Raw genomic sequence first — 18,292 nt, forward strand, 5'->3', positions numbered from 1 at the left:
TCTGACGCCGTGTCTCACCCGGTGCAAACGTGACAGCGGCACGATAGGCCCATGAAAAAGCCTTTTGCCCTCGCCCTGGCCCTGACCCTCGGAGGTCTTATGACCCACGCCGCCGCCACCGACATCCGCATCTACCCCAGCTTTACCGAAGTGCGCGAGCAGGTGAGCAGCGCGGGCAAGACGCTGACCGTGGCCCTGCCCCAGGAAGCCTGGAACGGCGTGATCGGCGGCAGCCTCGACCTGGAAGGCCTGGCCTTCGACAGCGCGGTGCAGAAGCTGGAAGCCAACTGGCTGAGCGGTCTGGAAGGCAAAACCGTGTATCTGGAGCGTGAAGGCGGCAAGACCGAACCCGTCACGCTGGTGCGGGCCAAAGATCTGCTGGTGAAGGACGCGAGCGGCAAGTATTTCACCGTGTCCTACGACAAGCTGCAATTCGACGTGCTGCCGCCTGCCAACCCCCTCAGCCCTTCGCAGACGCTCACCTACAGCCTGAAAAACGCGGGCAGCGGCACGCTGAGCTACCTCACCCGCAGCGTGTCCTGGCAGCCGCGCTACACCCTCAAGGCGAGCGACGCCGGAGCGCAACTGTCCGCGCTGGCCGACATCCGCAACAGCACCGACCAGCCTTACGACGTGAAGAACACCGAGCTGTACGCCGGGGACGTGAACGTGCAGGGTGACATGATGCCCCCCGCGCCGATGCTGATGCGCGCCGAGGCGGCCACCACACAGGCGGGCTACGCGGCCCCCAAAATCCAGAGCGGCGGCGAGTTGCGCGGCCTGTACAAGTACACGCTGTCCACCGCGTTTACCCTGCCCGCCAACAGCGTGGTCACGCTGCCTTTCCTGACGCCCAAGCTGACCAAATTCGAGCGCTACGCGGGCCTGAACACCTACTTCGGCACCGACAAGCGCGAGGGCACGCTCAGCCGCTTCTACCGCTTCACCGCCGATGACCGCCTGCCCGCTGGCCCGGTCACCGTGCGCGAGGACGGGCGAATCGTGGGCCAGACGAATATTGCCGAGACGCGCAAGGGAGGCGAAGTGGAATTCACGCTGGGTGACGACCCCGACGTGGCCTACACCCGCACCGTGCAGACCGTGAGCCAGGTCAAGGACGCCAAGGGCAACCCGACCAGGACGACCTACAAAGTCACCTACACCTTCGAGAGCAGCAAGAGCCGCGCCGTCCGCGCCGAAGTGACCGAGCGCGTGGGAGGCCGCCGCGTGACCATCGACAGCGCCGCGCCCGTGCAGAACCAGGGCACCGCCGAACTGCGCGTGGACGTGCCCGCGAACGGCAAGGTCAGCAAGACGTTTACGGTGGTCGTGGACAACGGCTGAGGGGCGGAAGGCAGATGGCGGAAGGCAGATGGCTCATGCAAAAGCCATCTGCCTTCTGCCATCTGCGCTTACACGATGCCCTGCAAATACGCCCCCACGTCCGTCTTGACCGGCATGAAATAGGCGTGCTGGCCCTGCGCCCGTGCGAAGGCGAGAAGTTGCGCGGCGAAGCGCCTGTCCCAGTCCATCGTCAGTTCGAAGGCGCGGGGAAACACGGCGCGGTTGCGGGTCTGCCAGTAGTTCAGGCTGCCTTCCTCGGTGACGGTGGTCGCGCCCCACCAGACCTCGGCCCCGTCCGGCACGATGTCGGCGTAGGCTTCGACCAGCCGCATGTCGAAAAAAGGCTGGGTGAAAAAGCCCGACGCCCCCGCTTCCAGCTTGCGTTCCAGGTAGTCGCGCTCGGCGGCGAAGCTCTGGCGGTAGGGGTCGAGACCCGCGTAGACCTTGACATGCGGCAGCTCGCGCCGGAAGCGGCGGATGGCCTGCTCGGCGTCCACGTTGTAGACCCGGCGGTTCATGTCGCTGGGCGCGTCGCCCGACACGATCAGCACTTCCTCGATGCCGTGCGCCAGGAAAGCCCCCACCATCGGCAGCGGCTCTTTCGGGTTGAGGTCAATGGCCCGCACATGCGGAATGGCCCGCAGCCCCGCCGGGGCAAAAGCGCAGCCCTCCCAGGAACGCGTGGAAAAGCGCGTCAGGTCAGGAATGTTCACCGTATCCACGCCAGGAAACTGCTCGGCCACCAGCGCGAGTTCGGCCCGCAATTTGGAGCGCGAGCGGGGAACGAGTTCGAGGGAGATGCGGGTCATAGGCTCCCTCCGGTCGCCGCAGATGGCTGAAGGCTCAAGGCAGAAGGCCCGCTTTCGCCTGGGCTTAAGCTCACTTTGCCATCTGCCATCTGCCTTTTGCCATCTGCATCCTTTACTCCGCCTTCTGCACTCGCGTAAGCGAGCATCGGCCCCAGCCACCGCTCCGCTTCCTCCAGCGTCCAGCCCTTGCGCCGGGCGTAATCTTCCACCTGGTCGCGTCCGATGCGGCCCACGGCGAAGTAACGGGCGTCCGGGTGGGCGAAGTACAGGCCCGACACGGCGGCGGCGGGGAACATGGCGCACGACTCGGTGAGGCTCAGGCCGATTTCCTCAGCGTTCAGCAGTCCAAAAATGGTGCGCTTCTCGGTGTGGTCGGGCTGCGCGGGGTAGCCGGGGGCGGGGCGGATGCCCTGATACCGCTCCTTGATGAGGTCGGTGTTGTCCAGCGCCTCGTCCGGCGCGTAGCCCCAGTAGTCCACCCGCACGTCACGGTGCAGCTTCTCCGCGAAGGCTTCGGCCAGTCGGTCGGCCACCGCTTTGACCAGAATCGCGTTGTAGTCGTCGTGCTGCGCCTCGAACTCGCGGGCCAGTTCCTCCGCGCCGTGAATGGCGACGGCAAACGCGCCGATGTGGTCGCCCTTGTAGGCGATGAAGTCGGCCAGCGCAGTGTTCGGCGTGGTCTGGTCGCGCTGCTGGCGCAGGGTGTGGAGGCGCACGCTTTCCGGCAGTGGCTCGCGCCCGGCGGCGATTTCGTGCGTCTCGAAGTCCAGCGTTTCACCCCGTGCCGTCGCGGTGTCGTCCAGCACGATGTCGTCGCCCTCGCGGTGGGCGGGCCACAGCCCAATCACGCCCCGTGCGGTCAGTGAGCCGTCCTCGATGACGCGCCCCAGGAGTGCCTGCGCGTCGTCGAACAGCTTGCGGGCTTCCTCGCCGCGCAGGGGATCAGTCAGGATGTTGGGGTAGATGCCCTTCATCTCCCAGGCGATGAAAAAAGGCGTCCAGTCGATGTAGTCCAGCAATCCGGCAATGGGCTGCTCGATGACCTGGCGGCCTAGTTCCTTTGGAGCCACAGGCGCGACGGGGTTCAGACGCGGTGCCCGTTCGCGCGCCTCCGCAATCGGAATCAGCCGCACCTGCCGCTCCCCATGCCGCTCCCTGAGCGCGTCGTACTGCTCGCGGGTCTGCGCGGCGTAGGTCGCCTCGTCGGTCAGGAGGTCGTTCACCACCGTCACGGCGCGGGAGGCGTCCAGCACATGCACCACCGTGCCGTCGTACGCGGGGTCAATCTTCACGGCGGTATGGGCGCGGCTGGTCGTCGCGCCGCCGATGAGCAGCGGCGTTTTCACGCCCCGGCGGGTCATCTCGCGGGCCACGTTCACCATCTCGTCCAGGCTGGGGGTAATCAGCCCGCTCAGGCCAATCACGTCTGCGCCGAGTTTTTCGGCCTCGTCCAGAATGCGGTCGGTCTGCACCATCACACCCAGGTCGGTCACCGCGTAGCCGTTGCAGGCCAGCACCACGCCCACGATGTTCTTGCCGATGTCGTGCACGTCACCCTTCACCGTTGCCAGCAAGACCTTGCCCTTCGTACTGCTTTCCGACTTTTCCGCTTCCAGATACGGCGTGAGGTAGGCCACTGCCTTCTTCATGACGCGGGCCGATTTGACGACCTGCGGCAGGAACATTTTCCCTGCGCCGAAGAGGTCGCCCACCACGTTCATGCCGTCCATCAACGGGCCTTCGATGACCGCCAGTGGGCTGCCCAGTTCGCGGTAAGCTTCCTCGGCGTCGGCGTCCACGAAGTCCGAAATGCCCTGCACCAGCGAGTGCGTCAGCCGCTCACGCACGGGCAACTCGCGCCAGGCGTTCTGGGTCGCCACCTCGCGCTTCACGTCCTTGTACCGCTCCGAGAGAGTCAGCAGCCGCTCGGTGGCGTCCTCCCGACGGGCCAGAATCACGTCCTCCACGGCCTCGCGCAGTTCGGGTTCGATGTCGTCGTACACGGCCAGCATCCCCGCGTTCACGATGCCCATGTCCAGCCCGGCGCGAATGGCGTGGTACAGAAACACCGCGTGCATCGCCTCGCGCACGTGGTTGTTGCCCCGGAAGCTGAACGACACGTTGGAAATCCCACCTGACACCAGCGCCCCCGGCAGGTTCTGTTTGATCCAGCGCGTCGCCTCGATAAAGTCCAGCGCGTAGCGGTCATGCTCCTCGATGCCGGTCGCCACCGTCAGCACGTTCGGGTCGAAGATGATGTCCTGCGGCGGAAAATCGGCCTGTTCGGTCAGCAGTTTGTAGGCGCGAGAGGTAATTTCCTTGCGGCGTTCCAGGTTGTCGGCCTGCCCCCGCTCGTCGAAGGCCATGACCACCGCCGCCGCCCCGTAGCGCCGCAGCAGCCGGGCGCGTTCCAGAAACTTGTCCTCGCCGTCCTTCAGCGAAATGGAGTTGACAATCGCCTTGCCCTGCACGCGCTTCAGGCCCGCTTCCAGAATTTCCCATTTGGAGGAGTCCAGCATCAGCGGCACGCGGGAAATGTCGGGTTCGCCCGCCAGCAGGTTCAGGAACTTAACCATCGCGGCCTCGCCGTCCAGCATTCCCTCGTCGAAGTTGATGTCCACGACCTGCGCGCCGTTTTGTACCTGCTGGCGGGCAATTTTCAGGCCCGCATCAAAATCGCCCGCCAGAATCGCCTTGCTGAATTTGGGGCTGCCGGTCACGTTGGTGCGCTCGCCCACGTTCACGAAGTTGGTCTCGGGCGTCAGGGTGAAGGCTTCGAGACCGCTGAGGCGCAGGAAGGGCGGGAGTTCGGGCGCGGTGCGCGGCTCGATGTCCCCGACGGCCTCGGCAATGGCCCGGATGTGCTCGGGCGTGGTGCCACAGCAGCCGCCCACGATGTTCACCAGCCCCTCACGGGCAAAATCCGCCAGCACCGCCGCCGTGTGTTCGGGCGTTTCGTCGTATTCCCCGAAGGCGTTGGGAAGGCCCGCGTTGGGGTGAACCGACACCAACGCCTCGGTGTTCGCCGCAATTGCCCGCAGGTGAGGCCGCAGCAAATCCGCGCCCAGCGCACAGTTCAGGCCCAGGCTGAACAGGTTCGCGTGCTCGGTGCTCACCGCGAAGGCTTCCGGCGTCTGCCCGCTCAGCGTGCGGCCCGAAGCGTCGGTGATGGTGCCCGACAGCATGATGGGGAGTTCGCGCCCCTGCCTCGCAAAAACTTCCTGCGCGGCGAACAGCGCGGCTTTGGCGTTCAGCGTGTCGAAGACCGTTTCGATGAGGAGCAAATCCGCGCCGCCGTCCATCAGCCCTGTGATGGCCTCGGAGTACGCCGCCACGAGGTCGTCGTAGGTCACATTGCGGAACTCGGGGCGCTCCACGTCTGGGGATAAGGTCGCCGTGCGGTTGGTGGGGCCGACGCTGCCCGCCACCCAGCGTTTTTTGCCGTCCTGGGCTTCGAATTCGTCGGCCACTTCGCGGGCCAGCCGTGCGCCTTCCACGTTCATGCGGTAGGCCAGGGCTTCCGTGCCGTAATCCGCCTGCGAAATGGTGGTGGAGTTGAAGGTGTTCGTGCTGGCGATGTCCGCCCCGGCCTCGAAATAGGCGCGGTGGACGGCGCGAATCACGTCCGGTTTGTTGAGTTGCAGCAGGTCGAAGTTGCCCCGGTACATCCGCAGGGGGTCGGCCTCCGGCCAGCGGAAATCGGCCTCGGTGAGGTTCGCGTTTTGCAGTTGGGTGCCCCACGCGCCGTCGAGGATGAGGATGCGCTTGCGGGCTTCGGCGTACAGAGGCGAGGTCATGGTTGGAGTTCCTTGCAGGCGGCAAACAGGGCGGGGTAAATCTGGGGGTGGGCCAGTTCGTCGGGCAGCGCAGGGAACACGCGCAGGGCTTCCATTTTCCCCTCGCGCTCCGCCCCCAGTTCGGCAATGCTGGCGCGAAATTGTGCGCCGAAGCTGCCGCCAAAGTCGTATTCATGGGTCTGGCGCAGCGTGAAGCGAGTGGCCCCGGTTTCCTCGCGCAGTTCGCGCTCGGCGGCCTCCAGCAGGGTTTCCCCCGGTTCCACCTTGCCGCCCGGACACTCCCATCCCGTGCACCCACGCTGACGCAGATGCAGCCAGCCGCCCTGATAGTCAGCCAGGATGGTCACGAAGCGGATTTTCTCGGCGGGCACGCTGCCCGGCGCGTATAGGGTGGTCTGCCCTGTCGTTCCTTCACTGGCCTTAGCGTCGGCGCTGGCCGGGTCGCTCGTGGCCCATAGCTCATGGCTCATATCTGAAATGCACCTCCTGCGGGCATCGGCCCTGCTCGCGCCATCGTCGGCGCACCTACACAGAACCTTTTCTGAAAGCACCATGGCCGAAATGTGGGCTGGTTGCCGCGCCGTCATGGGGCAGAAAAAACCCTCGGGCACCTCTGGATGACCGCGCTACGAAGGCGCGATGACAGCAAAGATAGCGCGGAGGCGCAGCCGGGCGGGAGGGTGGGCTATTCAGGAGCGCGGGCCTACAGTGAAGCCCCGCACGCCGTCCAACTCTTTCTGCCCCTGTACGACAACGAGGCTCAGCTCTTTCCCCGCACCGACTTTGCCCGCGTGCGCGACCAGCTGACCGAACGCTTCGGCGGCGTCACGGCCCACACCCGCGCTCCGGCCCGGGGCCAGTGGAAAGACGACGAGGCCAGTGAACCCGTGCGCGACGACGTGGTGGTCTACGAGGTGATGGTGGAAGAACTCGACCGGGCGTGGTGGGCCAAGTCCCGCGAGCAGCTGCGCGAGACCTTCCGGCAGGACGAACTGCTGGTGCGGGCGTGGGTAGTGGAACGGCTGTAAAAGGCTGTGAGCAAAAGGGCCTCTCCCCACCAGAGGAAAGGCCCATGAGAACCGCCGGTCCTCATACGGCTTCGAAAAATAGTTTGGGTCTCCAAACTGTTTTTCCGAGCAGAGCGAAGCGGCGCAGGGCCGATAGAACCGCTCCCTGGCCCGCTTTCAGCGCGGGGAGGAGAAGAAAAAACGGGGCTGGGCGACGCGGACTTGCAAAGCTGCGAAGCAGAGCACATTCGGGCGCTTTCCTCGGAGGTGCGGAGGAAAGCCCAGCCCCGTATCACGCCGGGTGCAGCCCCATGAACTCCAGCCCGGCCCGTTCGTCCCATTCATGGGCGATGTTGAGCGACTGGATGGCGTGGCCCGCCGTGCCTTTGACCAGGTTATCGATGGCCGACATCAGCACCACGCGGCCCGTGTCCACGTCCATCTCGAAACCGATGTCGCAGAAGTTGGTGCCGTCGAGGAGCATCGGGTCGGGGTAGCGGTGAATGCCCTTGGCGACCTTGACGATGCGGATAAACGGCTCCTGGCCGTAGACCTCGCGGTAGGCGCTCCACACGTCCTTGTCCGACCAGCCGTCGGGCACCCAGGCCTGAATGGTGGTCAGGATGCCGCGCACGCGGGGGGTGGAAATGGCGGTCAGGTGCAGCGGAAAGTTGCCGGGCAGCTCCTGCTGCGCTTCGGCGGTGTGGCGGTGGCCGACGGGCTTGTACACCCGCAGGCTGCCTGCCCGCTCGGGGTGGTGCGACGACTCGCTGCTGCTGGCCCCCGCCGCGCTCGACCCGACCAGCCCGGTGGCGATGATGTCCTTGGGGGCCAGGGCGCCCAGTTTCAGCAGCGGGTACAGCGCCAGAATCACCGAGGTGGCGAAGCAACCCGCGCAGGCGATGCGGGTGGCACCCTTCAGGTCCTCGCGGTGGAGTTCGGGGTTGCCGTAGACCCACTCCCCCAGTTTTTCGGGCGTGGGGTGGGGTTCGCCGTAGACGCGCTGGTAGACCTCGGGGTCCTTGAGGCGAAAGTCGGCGGAGAGGTCCACGATGACCTTGCCCTTGGCCTCGAACTCGGCGAGTCGCTTGGCTGCGGAGTTGTGCGGCAGCGCCAGCACGACGATGTCGGCCTCGTCCAGCTGGGCGGCCTTGCGGAACTTGAGGTTCGTGGCCCCGCGCAGGTTGGGATGCACCATGCCCACCGGCAGCCCCGCGCTGCGTTCGCTGGTCACCTGGGTCACTTCGAGATGGGGGTGGTTCAGGGCGAGGCGCAGGAATTCGCCGCCCGCGTAGCCGCTGCCGCCCACGATGGCGACGGTCTTTTTCTCGGCAGTCATGGAGGGCAGTGTAGAGGGTGAGGGGGCCAAGCTGGGGGAGTGGGTCTAGGGCATGTGTCGGACGCCGCTGCTTCGCTGTTCGTGTGCGGCCCGTGCGCTTCGCGCCCGACGGCCTCGGAATTCTGCGTTTCGCAAATTTTTGTGGAGCGGTGAAAGGTGGCGGCAGGGCGTTCTCCGACTTCTGATACGGATTCCGCTTAATTCCTGCACAGTCGGGCCTGTACAGTTGGGAAGGCGCCGCCTGTGCATCCATATCGCGGAATCCGTATTTTTTCCTACTCGCATCCGCTCTGCTGCGCAGCTTTGCAAGTCGGATTGAATCTGAAACGACCAGATTCAATCGGAACCCGTATGACTCTTCATTCTCCTGCCCTCTACACTTCCCCTCATGCTTTCGCTGACCGTTCTTTCGACCAGCCTCGACCCGGAGAGCCGCTCGGCGTGGCTGGCGGCGCTCACGGCGCAGCAGTTGCGGGAAGCCGGACACCGCGTCACGCACCTCGACCTGCGTCAGACGCCGCTCGGCCCGTTCGACAACGTGCAGGGACCGGGCGGCTGTTACGAGCACCCCCACGCCCAGACCTACCACGACGCGGTGGCCGGAGCCGACGGGATTTTTCTGGCCGCGCCCGTGTACAACTGGGGCCTGGGGTCGGGGGCCAAGGCGCTGATTGAACTGACCGGAAGCTCGGACGCGGAGCGTGGGCTGCACGGCGCATGGTTCGACAAGCCGGTCACGTTTCTGATTTCGGGCGGACTGGACCAGGGGTATCTGAGCCACGGGGCGCTGGCCTTCGGGCTGATGGTGGACTTCAAGTGCGTGGTAAACCCGCATTTCGTCTACGCGACTTCGGCCCACTGGGACGCGCCGCAGGTGCCGGGCGAGTGGCTGCGTGAACGCCTGCGCCGCACGGTGGAGCGCGGCGTGGACCTCAGCGAGCGGCTGCGGGGGCGCGACTACCAGAGCGTGTGGGAGATATGACCCGCGCCCCGCTGCTGCCGCCCACCGAAAAGCCGCGCGTCGTCATGGAGCATCCCGACTTCTACGTGGTCCACAAGCCCGCGCTGTGGCTGACCCATCCGGTGCGGGCGCGGGTGGACGTGCCCGACCTCCTGACCTTCATGCAGGCGGAAACCGGCGAAGAGGGGCTGGCCCCGCCGCACCGCCTCGACCGCGAGACGAGCGGCGCACAGATTCTGACGCGCGACAGCGACGCCGCCCGCAAGTTCTTCACCCTGTTCAAGACGCATCTGGTCGGCAAAACGTACCTCGCCGTCGTCCACGGCACGCCCGACTGGGAGCGCCGGACACTTGACGCGCCGCTGGGCGACCTGGGCCTCGGCGGAGCGAACAAAATCCAGATTCGACAGGCGGTGGTTCCCGACGGCAAACCCGCCGTGACCGACTTCCGGGTGCTGGAACGCCGCGCCGGGCACGCGCTCATCGAGTGTTATCCGCGCTCGGGGCGGCTGCACCAGATTCGGGCGCACCTCTCGCATCTCGGGCTGCCGATGGTGGGAGACAAGATTTACGGGCGCGACCCCAGCGCCTTTCTGGAGTTCATGGAAACCGGACAGACCCCCGAACTCACCGCCCGGCTGGGGCTGGCGCGTCAGGCGCTGCACGCTGGCCGCATCGCCTTCCCGTGGGACGGAGCGCAGGTGGCCGCCGAGGTGCCGCTGGCGCCGGATTTGCGGGCGTACTGGGAGGGGTTGGGGGCGGATGGCTGATGGCTCAAGGCAGAAGGCCCGCCCAAGCTTCAGCTGCTTTCCGCCATCAGCCTTCTGCCATCCGCCATCCGCCTCATCGCAGCGTCAGCAGCCGCAGTCCCCCCGCCCCGTCCCCGATCAGCGCGTGCTGGCCGCTCGGCAACAGGCGCGGCGCAGTGGCGAAGGCGGCGGGCAGCACCCACTGTCCCAGCGCCCTGCCGGTCAGCACGTCACGCAGCTCAAGCGCCAACCACTCGGGGCCGACCGGCAACTGCACCAGGGCGCGGGAACGCGAGCGGTCGAACCCGGCGAGCACCGCGCCCCCGGCCAGATACGCAGGCAGCGGCGTCGGCGTCCCCGAAGGCAGGGCCAGGGCGCGGCCCCCGGCACCCACCAGCAGGCCCGGCACCGCCAGCGTGCCCGCACCGTCCACCAGCACGGCCAGCGGTTGGCCGCCACTCACGCTGACGAGGGTGCTGCCCTTCTGACCTGGGAAACGGGGCAAAAACAGCTTGCCGTCGGGGCTGAACTCCAGGCTCAGGGGCGGACCCTGGCCCTTGACGGTGCTCAGGCGCTCGCGGGTGTCGAGGTTCCACAGCTGCGCGTAGCCGTTGCGGTTGCCTGCCGCCAGCCGGGTGCCGTCGGGACTGAACGCGAGGGCGGTGGTGCCGCTCAGCCCGGCGGATTTCAGGAAAAAGCGGTACACCGGGTCGGTGGTGGACAGCAGACCGATGCGGCCCTCGCCGGTCGCCGCGTCGGTCTGAATCGCCACCGCCAGCCAGCGCCCGTCGGGACTGATGGCCGGGGGCACATTGACCAGCACCTCGGGCGGCAGGCGCACCGTGCGCCGCAACTGTCCGCTGACGGCGTCGTAGAGCTGCAGCGCGTTGCTGCCCGCCCCGCGCACCGCCAGCAGGCCACCCCCGGGAGCGCCCGGCGCACCGGCCTGCGCGTCGGGGGCCACCCCCAGCACTTCCAGCCGCTCGCTGCCGATAGGAATCAGGTTCAGCGACGACAGGGAGGACAAAAGCGAGGTGGGCAGACCGGGCGACGCGGGGGAAGCAGCCACCGGCAGCGCGGGAACGGCAAGGGCCTGGAGATTGGCGGTCTGGAGGTTTGCAGTCTGGGCGGCTCCCTGTTGCCACCCTGCCCCCAGCCCCGTGAGCAGCAGGGCCAGCGCCAGCCGCGCGGGGCGAGACGGCGCGGGGCGAGACGGCGCAGAGCCGGAGCGCGGGCCGCCGGACGACGGGGACGGGACGGGCGAGCAGGGAAGCGACGCACGCGGCAACGGGGAGACTCGCATAGGCTTATAAAGTATGCCGTAGGAGCGTTGGACTTATTGAGAACGCGATATGGCCGTATCATACGGATTCCGCTTAATTCCTGCACAGTCGGGAAAGCGCCGCCTGTGCATCCATATCGCGGAATCCGTATTTTTTCCTACTCGCATCCGCTCGGATTGAATCTGAAACTACCAGATTCAATCGGAATCCGTATCACCTGCCGAGAAGCCACATTCCCTTCCCTTTGCCATAAGCTCTGGGCCATGAGCCATGAAGAGGCTGTTCAGAGCTTATGGCCCAGAGCTCAGAGCCAGTCGGCGGAGGCTTGAGACCAACTTTGCACGTTCTCAATAACATTCCGCACGCTCGGGAAAGAACCGAACATGCTCCCCATCCCAGTCCGACGCACTTTTTCCGCTTCTCGCTCTGCGGGGCAGCTTTACAGGTCCGCTCGGTGGATCTGGAGATTCACTGCGACCGGCTTAGAACAGGCTGACGCGTCCAGCCGCGCCGGGCTTTAGAGCATTTGACAAAAAGACGCAATGTCTTTTTGGCGAGCGGACTGGGACAGCTCGAAGAGAGCGAGTGCAAAACACGGAGCAGGGCGGACTTGCAAAGCTCCGCAGGAGAGAATGGAGTGATGCGGGGTGCCGTTCCGCGCATCACGTAATTCGGAGAACTGCTCTAGACTGCGCGGCATATGCACAAACTGCAATGTCGGGGTGCGGCGACGCCCGACCCCTGTGGAGGTCCATCTTGGGCAGTTATCTGATTCGCCGCCTTGCACGCACGCTGCTGGTCATGCTGGGCATCAGCCTGCTGGTGTTCACCTTCGTGCGGCTGATTCCGGGCGGTCCCTGCACCGCCATTCTGGGTGAGCGCGGCACGCCCGAGTCCATCGCCGCGTGCAACCACGAGCGCGGCTTCGACCGGCCCTGGTTTTTCAATGCCGGTGGCGAGGGCGGCCCCCTCAACGCGCAGTACCCCGAGTACATGGGCGGGCTGCTGCGCGGCGACCTCGACAAGAGCATCGTCACGCAGATTCCGGTCAAGGACGACCTGAAAACGCGCTTTCCGGCGACGGTGGAGCTGGCCTTCGCCGCGCTGATTTTTGCGCTGCTCGTGGGGCTGCCCGCCGGGATTCTGGCGGCGCTGCGGCGCAACAGTATCTGGGACAACCTCGCCACCACCATCAGCCTGGTCGGGGTGAGCATGCCGGTGTTCTGGCTGGGGCTGCTGCTGTCGTACTTTTTCGGGGTCAAGCTGGGCTGGCTGCCGCCGAGTGCGCGGCTGGGCACCGACTTCGACATCCAGCCCATCACGGGCCTGAACGTGCTCGACGGCCTGCTGCGCGGGCAGCCCGCCGCCGCCTGGGACGCCGCCAAGCACCTCGTGCTGCCCGCCATTGCGCTGGGCACCATTCCCCTCGCCATCATCGCCCGGATTACGCGCTCGAGCCTGCTCGACGTACTGGGGCAGGACTACGTGCGCACCGCCCGCGCCAAAGGTCTGAACGCCCGCACTGTCACCCTCAAGCACGCCCTTCGCAACGCGCTGCTGCCCATCGTGACGGTCATCGGGTTGCAGGTCGGCGGGCTGCTCGGCGGCGCGGTGCTGACCGAAACCATCTTTTCGTGGAACGGCGTCGGCTCGTGGCTGTACGACGCCATCAGCTCGCGCGACTTTTTCGTGATTCAGGGCGGCGTGATTTTCATCGCGCTGGTCATCAGTCTGGTCAACCTGCTGGTGGACCTCAGCTACGCCGCGCTCGACCCGCGCATTCAGTACAGGTAATACGGATTCCGCTTCATTCCTGCACAGTCGGACCTGCACAGTTGGGCCTGCACAGTTGGAAAGGCGCCGCCTGTGCATCTATACCGCGTAACCCGTATTTTTTCCTACTCGCATCCGCTCGGATTGAATCTGAAACTCCCAGTCTCAATCGGAATCCGTATAAAGGGGAACCCGTGACCGCAACCGTAACTTCCGCGCCCCCGCGCCGGGGCCAGAGCGTCTTCTGGCGGCGCTTTCGCCGCAGCACGCCCGGCAAGGTCGGGGCCGTCATCGTCTCTCTCTTCGTGCTGCTCGCCCTGCTCGCCCCGCTGCTGCGGCCCTACGACCCCACCACCGACCGCAACTACCGCCTGACCCTCAAGCCGCCGAGCATCACCGCGCTGTGGAACGAGACGGCCAAGGAAACCTACACCGACCCCGTCAGCGGCAAGGTGGACCTGTGGGCCGCGCCGTTCGGCACCGACAACCTGGGGCGCGACATCTACTCGCGTGTGCTGCACGGCACCCGCATCAGCCTCAAGGTCGGGGTGGTCAGCACCGTGCTGGCGCTGGTCATCGGCACGCTGCTCGGCGTGATGGCCGGGTTTTTCGGCGGCTGGTTCGATTCGGTGATGGGCTACCTCACCGACGTGCTGCTGGCCTTCCCGAGCATCCTGCTCGCCATCGGCTTCGCCACCATCTTCAGCTCGGACAACCCGCCGTTTCTGATTCAGGCCTTAGACCGCCTCTTTGCCCTGAACAGTCCGCAGCTCGTGACCGCCATGCTCGCCGTGTCGCTGGTGCAGATTCCGGTGTATATGCGCCTGGCCCGCTCGGTGGTCCTGAGTATCCGCGAGCGCGAGTTCGTGCAGGCGGCAGGGGCACTCGGCGCGAGCCAGTGGCGCACCGTGTTCCGCCACGTGCTGCCCAACTCGCTCTCGCCGCTGATCGTGCAAGGCGCGCTCAGCATCGCCACCGCCACCATCGAGGTGGCCGCGCTGGGCTTCCTCGGCATCGGGGCGCAGCCGCCGCTGCCGGAGTGGGGCACCATGATTTCCGACTCGCGGCAGTACTATGTGGACGCCCCCTGGACCATGATTTTTCCCGGCCTCGCCATCTTCCTGACGGTGCTGGGCTTCAACCTGCTCGGCGACGGCCTGCGCGACGTGCTCGACCCACGCAGCACGCAGTAAAGAGGTCTAGAGCATTTGACAAAAAGACGCAACGTCTTTTTGGCGAGCGGAGCGAGTGCAAAACACTGAGCAGGGCGGAGAATGGAGTGATGCGGGGTGCCGTTCCGCGCATCACGTAATTCGGAGAACTGCTCTAAGGGTCTGAGAGTCTAAGGGAGGGGGCCTTTTCGCCTGAGTAGGCGAGGGGCCTCCTTTTTTGTGTAAAAAAACCCGCCCGGAAACGGCAGCGGGCAAAACCCTTATACGGATTCCGCTTAATTCCTGCACAGTCGGGAAAGCGCCGCCTGTGCATCCATATCGCGAAATCCGTATCTTTTCCTACTCCTTTCAGTCGGATTGAATCCAGAAATCTGCTGGATTCAATCGGAATCCGTATTAGACCTGCCTTCCCCCCGACCCCGTCATCAGCAGCCCCAGTCCCGTTTCGGTGGCTTCGGCGGCGCTGACTTCGCCCGCAATCTGGCCCTCGTACATCACCAGGATCCGGTCTGCGAGGTTCATGACTTCGCCCAGGTCGGCGGAGACGAGCAGCACGGCGAGACCCTGGTCCCGCGCTTCCACGATGCGGGCGTGAATAAACTCGATGGCACCGATGTCCACCCCGCGCGTGGGCTGGCTGGCGACCAGAATCTTGGGGCCTTTGCGCATTTCGCGGGCCACGATGATTTTCTGCGCGTTGCCGCCCGAATAGCGCCCGGCGGGGAGGGTGGTCGAGCGGGGGCGCACGTCGTACTTCTCGGAGAGGTCGCGGGCATTTTGCTCGATGACATCGAGGTTGAGCAGGCCCAGCGGCCCGGCGAAGGGGGCGCGGTCCTGCTCGCCCAGGATGAAGTTCTCGGCGGTGGACATTTCCAGCACCAGCCCGCGCTCGTTGCGGTCCTCGGGCACGTGTGAGAGGCCCGAGGCTTCGACCTCGCGCACGCCCCGCGCCTCGCGCCCCAGGTAAGTGATGCGGCCCTGATACGGCAGCAGACCCGTGATGGCCTCCACGAGTTCGCTCTGGCCGTTGCCTTCCACGCCTGCGATGCCCACGATCTCCCCGGCCCGCACCTGAAAGCTCACGCCGCGCACCGCTTCGGCGTGGCCGCCGTGCCCGCCTCCCCTTCCCGTGTCACTGCCGCCGCGCACCGTCACGTTCTGCACGTCCAGCGCGACTTCGCCGGGCTGCGCGGGCTGCTTGTTCACCCTCAGGGTCACGTCGCGGCCCACCATCATCTTCGCCAGCGTTTCGGTGGTCGCGCCCGCCGCCGGGATAGAGCCGATCATCCTGCCGTCACGGATGACCGAGATGGTGTCGGAGATGTGCAGCACCTCGTGCAACTTGTGCGAGATGAAAATCACGGCGTTGCCGCTCGCGGCGTACTGGCCCTTGAGAAACTCGAACAGTTCTTCCGTTTCGCTGGGGGTCAGCACGGCGGTGGGTTCGTCCAGAATCAGGATGCGTGCGCCCCGGTAGAGCGTCTTGAGAATCTCGACTTTCTGCTGGAGGCCCACCGGCAGCTCGCCCACGAGCGCGTCGGGGTTGAGGTCGAAGTTGAACTGCTTGATGAGCTGCGCCACCCGCGCCCGCGCCGCGCCGTAGTTGATGGAGGTGCCCTGGGTCGGCTCGGCCCCCAGAATCACGTTTTCGGTCACGGTCAGCGTGTCCACCAGTTGAAAGTGCTGAAACACCATGCCGATGCCCTGCGCGATGGCGTCGGCGGGGCTGGAAAAGGTCACGGGCTGGCCGTCCACCACGATTTCACCGCTGGTGGGGGGCTGGGCGCCGTAGACGATTTTCATCAGCGTGCTTTTGCCCGCGCCGTTTTCACCGCACAGGGCGTGGACGCTGCCCCATTTCACGTCCATGGAAATGTTGTCGTTGGCAAGCACGAGTGGAAAACGCTTGGTGATGCCGCGCAGCGACAGGGCGACGGGCGAGGCGTGAGGGTGCGTGAGCGTGGGCGCGGGGGCGGTCATGGGCTGAAGGATAGAGGATGACCGGCGGGAAAAGGGGAGCGGGCAGGCTCAGGGCAGCGGCAGCACCCGCACCTGACCGGCGGGCGTAGCCGCGGAAACAAGCACTTCGCGCCCGTCCGCGCTGACGGCGAGCGTGACATGCACATTGACGGTGCGCTGGCCGGGGAATGTCAGGACCTGCTGTGTCGGGAGCGCCCGCAGGCCCGCCGTCAGGTCGTAGAACTGCACCCGCCCATCGCTGAGGGCCACCACCAGGCGGCGAGCGGTGAACTTCACGTCCGTCACCTGCACCCCGGCAGGCACGCTCGTCTGGGCGAGGCGTTTGCCGCTGCGCAGGTCCCAGACGGCGACGCCGCGCGTGTCCTCGTCCGCCGCAAGAAAGCGGGCACCCGGTGAAAAGACAGGGGCGTCGTTCCAGTCCGCCCCACGGCTCTGGCGGGGCAGCAACGTGAGCTGGTCGCTGCCCGAATGCCAGACCCGCACCTCATCGCGGCAACTGTAGGCGACGAGGGGACCACGAACTACCACTCCCGCATAGGGACTGCCCAGACAGAGCTTCCCGAGATTTCCCGACGCGGCGAGGCGACGGCTCAGGTCAGGTGTCCAGACGGTGAGGCCATCCTCCCCCAGCGCCACCACCCGGTCAGCAGACACGGCGACGTGACGCAGCTTGCCTGGGGCGGCCCCGAGAGGTCTTCCACTCGCCACGTCCCAGCGGCGCAGGCCAGTCCGGTCGGCGGTGTAGAGCGTTTTGCCGTCGGGTGAAAAGGCTGGGGCGAAGAGAAGCCCAATGGGATCGTCACAGCCCAGCGCCCTGGTCCACTCCCCCGCCAGCGTGGACACGGGCCGCCCCGCACTCACGTCCCAGACGCGCACCCGGCAATCCCCAAAATCCAGTTCGGCGGCAAGCACCCGGCCCTGCGGGGTGATGTGAAGTGCGTGAAACCGGCTGCCCTTCCCAGTCGAGACGATTCGCGGCGTGCCGATGCGTGGAATCAGGGTAATTTTGCCGCTGTCTGGCGACTCCACCACCGCCCGCTGCGCGTCTATATAAGTGCTGAAAGCAGGCGTAGGCAGCGTCAGCGAGCGCCCGGCAGGAACGGCGAGCGCAGAAGCCAGAGCGAACAGGGTGAGGGCCAGGGTCCGTTTCATCAACCCAGTGTCGGTGACTGGAGCTGACGCTGTATGAGGCGGGCCGCCCACCCCTGAACCTGCCACACTGCGGGGCATGGATTCCCTGTGGCTGGCGGTCACCAACCTGGGCCGCGACGAAGTGTTTCTCGTCGTGCTGGCGCTGTACACCCTGCTCGTGAGTCCGCGCGGCGGGCGCGACCTCGGGGTGGCCTTCGCGCTGAGCTACCTGGTGAACACGGCGCTCAAGTACGGCCTGAACCTGCCCCGGCCCTTTACCGCCGACCCCACGCTGGCCTCCGAAGCGGCGCGGGCGACGGCGGGCGGTCCCGGCCTGCCCAGCGGCCACAGCCAGATGAGCGCGACTCTGTGGCTGGGCATCGCGGCGCAACTGCGGCGCCCGGCCTTCACCGCCTTCGCAGCCGTGCTGGTCGCGCTGGTCATCGCCTCGCGCCTCGTCCTGCACGTTCACTTTCCGTCCGACGTGCTGGTGGGGTTGGGGCTGGGGCTGGGGTTTGCGTGGCTGGGGGCGCACGGCACCTTCGCCAACTGGAACGCCGCCCGCTGGGGCCTTCCGGCGCTGCTGCTGGGCTTGACCGCCCTGCTGCCCATAGAGACGCCCCGCGAATACAGCGCCGGGCTGGGCCTGCTCGCCGGGTACTGGGCCGCTCGGCCCGACTTCACCCCGCCGCGTGACTGGGCCGGGCGGCTGAGCGTGGCCGCGCTGGGCCTTGCCCTGATTTTTGCCGTCTACCTGGGCCTGGGCGCGGTCCTCGGCGGGCTGGGGCACTCGCCACTCTTGCGGGCGCTGCGGTACGCAGGGGTCGTGCTCATCGCGCTGCACGGGGTACCGCTGCTGCTGCGGCGCTGGCTTCCGGTGCGGCTGGACGCGCAGAGGCAAACGGAGCAACGGGCAACGGGGCAACAGGCCGAAGGTTGACCCTTCC

The 18,292-nt window shown here is 66.3% G+C and carries 14 protein-coding genes; 7 read left to right on the forward strand and 7 right to left on the reverse strand.

Going from position 1 to position 18,292, the window contains the following annotated elements:
• The first annotated feature begins 51 nt into the window (after positions 1-51).
• Positions 52-1,344, forward strand: a complete 1,293-nt coding sequence (locus tag G6R31_RS07225) for a DUF4139 domain-containing protein (protein ID WP_017868961.1) — start codon at positions 52-54, stop codon at positions 1,342-1,344.
• A 68-nt stretch (positions 1,345-1,412) separates the two neighbouring features.
• Here G6R31_RS07225 and G6R31_RS07230 read toward each other — a convergent pair whose 3' ends face one another.
• From G6R31_RS07230 to G6R31_RS16855, 3 genes are read right to left on the reverse strand one after another with little or no spacing between them, the layout of a single operon-like run.
• Positions 1,413-2,153, reverse strand: coding sequence for a methylenetetrahydrofolate reductase (locus tag G6R31_RS07230; RefSeq protein ID WP_017868962.1), 741 nt, complete (start codon positions 2,151-2,153; stop codon positions 1,413-1,415).
• A complete protein-coding gene (gene metH, locus G6R31_RS07235) occupies positions 2,150-5,950 on the reverse strand; it encodes a methionine synthase (RefSeq protein WP_017868963.1) in 3,801 nt (1,266 codons plus the stop codon). Before metH ends, G6R31_RS07230 begins: the two co-directional genes overlap by 4 nt.
• Positions 5,947-6,420 (reverse strand): NUDIX domain-containing protein, encoded by a 474-nt coding sequence (locus tag G6R31_RS16855; RefSeq protein ID WP_017868964.1) that lies wholly within the window; start codon positions 6,418-6,420, stop codon positions 5,947-5,949. The genes metH and G6R31_RS16855 overlap by 4 nt, the downstream gene beginning before the upstream one ends.
• 210 nt (positions 6,421-6,630) lie before the next feature.
• Here G6R31_RS16855 and G6R31_RS07245 point away from each other — a divergent pair, with 210 nt between their 5' ends.
• A complete protein-coding gene (locus G6R31_RS07245) occupies positions 6,631-6,978 on the forward strand; it encodes a hypothetical protein (protein ID WP_017868965.1) in 348 nt (115 codons plus the stop codon).
• 271 nt (positions 6,979-7,249) lie between these two features.
• Here the strand turns inward: G6R31_RS07245 and argC are convergent, their stop codons facing one another.
• Positions 7,250-8,296 carry an N-acetyl-gamma-glutamyl-phosphate reductase gene (gene argC, locus G6R31_RS07250; protein WP_017868966.1) on the reverse strand — a complete coding sequence of 349 codons (1,047 nt, stop codon included), beginning with the start codon at positions 8,294-8,296 and terminating at the stop codon, positions 7,250-7,252.
• 388 nt (positions 8,297-8,684) lie between these two features.
• On the opposite strand from argC, the gene G6R31_RS07255 reads away from it, so the two are divergent.
• Positions 8,685-9,278: an NADPH-dependent FMN reductase gene (locus G6R31_RS07255; RefSeq protein WP_017868967.1), complete on the forward strand. Its 594-nt coding sequence runs from the start codon at positions 8,685-8,687 to the stop codon at positions 9,276-9,278.
• Positions 9,275-10,027 (forward strand): RluA family pseudouridine synthase, encoded by a 753-nt coding sequence (locus tag G6R31_RS07260; RefSeq protein ID WP_017868968.1) that lies wholly within the window; start codon positions 9,275-9,277, stop codon positions 10,025-10,027. The genes G6R31_RS07255 and G6R31_RS07260 overlap by 4 nt, the downstream gene beginning before the upstream one ends.
• A 73-nt stretch (positions 10,028-10,100) precedes the next feature.
• Here G6R31_RS07260 and G6R31_RS07265 read toward each other — a convergent pair whose 3' ends face one another.
• Positions 10,101-11,309 (reverse strand): WD40 repeat domain-containing protein, encoded by a 1,209-nt coding sequence (locus G6R31_RS07265; protein ID WP_188713206.1) that lies wholly within the window; start codon positions 11,307-11,309, stop codon positions 10,101-10,103.
• Positions 11,310-12,045: 736 nt separating this feature from the next.
• Here G6R31_RS07265 and G6R31_RS07270 point away from each other — a divergent pair.
• Positions 12,046-13,083, forward strand: a complete 1,038-nt coding sequence (locus G6R31_RS07270) for an ABC transporter permease (RefSeq protein WP_017868970.1) — start codon at positions 12,046-12,048, stop codon at positions 13,081-13,083.
• 173 nt (positions 13,084-13,256) lie between these two features.
• Positions 13,257-14,255, forward strand: coding sequence for an ABC transporter permease (locus G6R31_RS07275; RefSeq protein ID WP_017868971.1), 999 nt, complete (start codon positions 13,257-13,259; stop codon positions 14,253-14,255).
• Positions 14,256-14,630: 375 nt separating this feature from the next.
• Here G6R31_RS07275 and G6R31_RS07280 read toward each other — a convergent pair whose 3' ends face one another.
• Both G6R31_RS07280 and G6R31_RS07285 read right to left on the reverse strand, forming a co-directional pair.
• Positions 14,631-16,214 carry an ABC transporter ATP-binding protein gene (locus G6R31_RS07280; RefSeq protein ID WP_017868972.1) on the reverse strand — a complete coding sequence of 528 codons (1,584 nt, stop codon included), beginning with the start codon at positions 16,212-16,214 and terminating at the stop codon, positions 14,631-14,633.
• A gap of 48 nt (positions 16,215-16,262) precedes the next feature.
• Positions 16,263-17,366, reverse strand: coding sequence for a WD40 repeat domain-containing protein (locus G6R31_RS07285; RefSeq protein WP_017868973.1), 1,104 nt, complete (start codon positions 17,364-17,366; stop codon positions 16,263-16,265).
• Positions 17,367-17,442: 76 nt separating this feature from the next.
• Here G6R31_RS07285 and G6R31_RS07290 point away from each other — a divergent pair, with 76 nt between their 5' ends.
• Complete coding sequence (locus tag G6R31_RS07290) at positions 17,443-18,285, forward strand: phosphatase PAP2 family protein (RefSeq protein ID WP_017868974.1); 843 nt, start codon at positions 17,443-17,445, stop codon at positions 18,283-18,285.
• Positions 18,286-18,292 lie beyond the last annotated feature (7 nt).

This window comes from Deinococcus wulumuqiensis R12 (assembly GCF_011067105.1).
Lineage (GTDB): Bacteria > Deinococcota > Deinococci > Deinococcales > Deinococcaceae > Deinococcus > Deinococcus wulumuqiensis.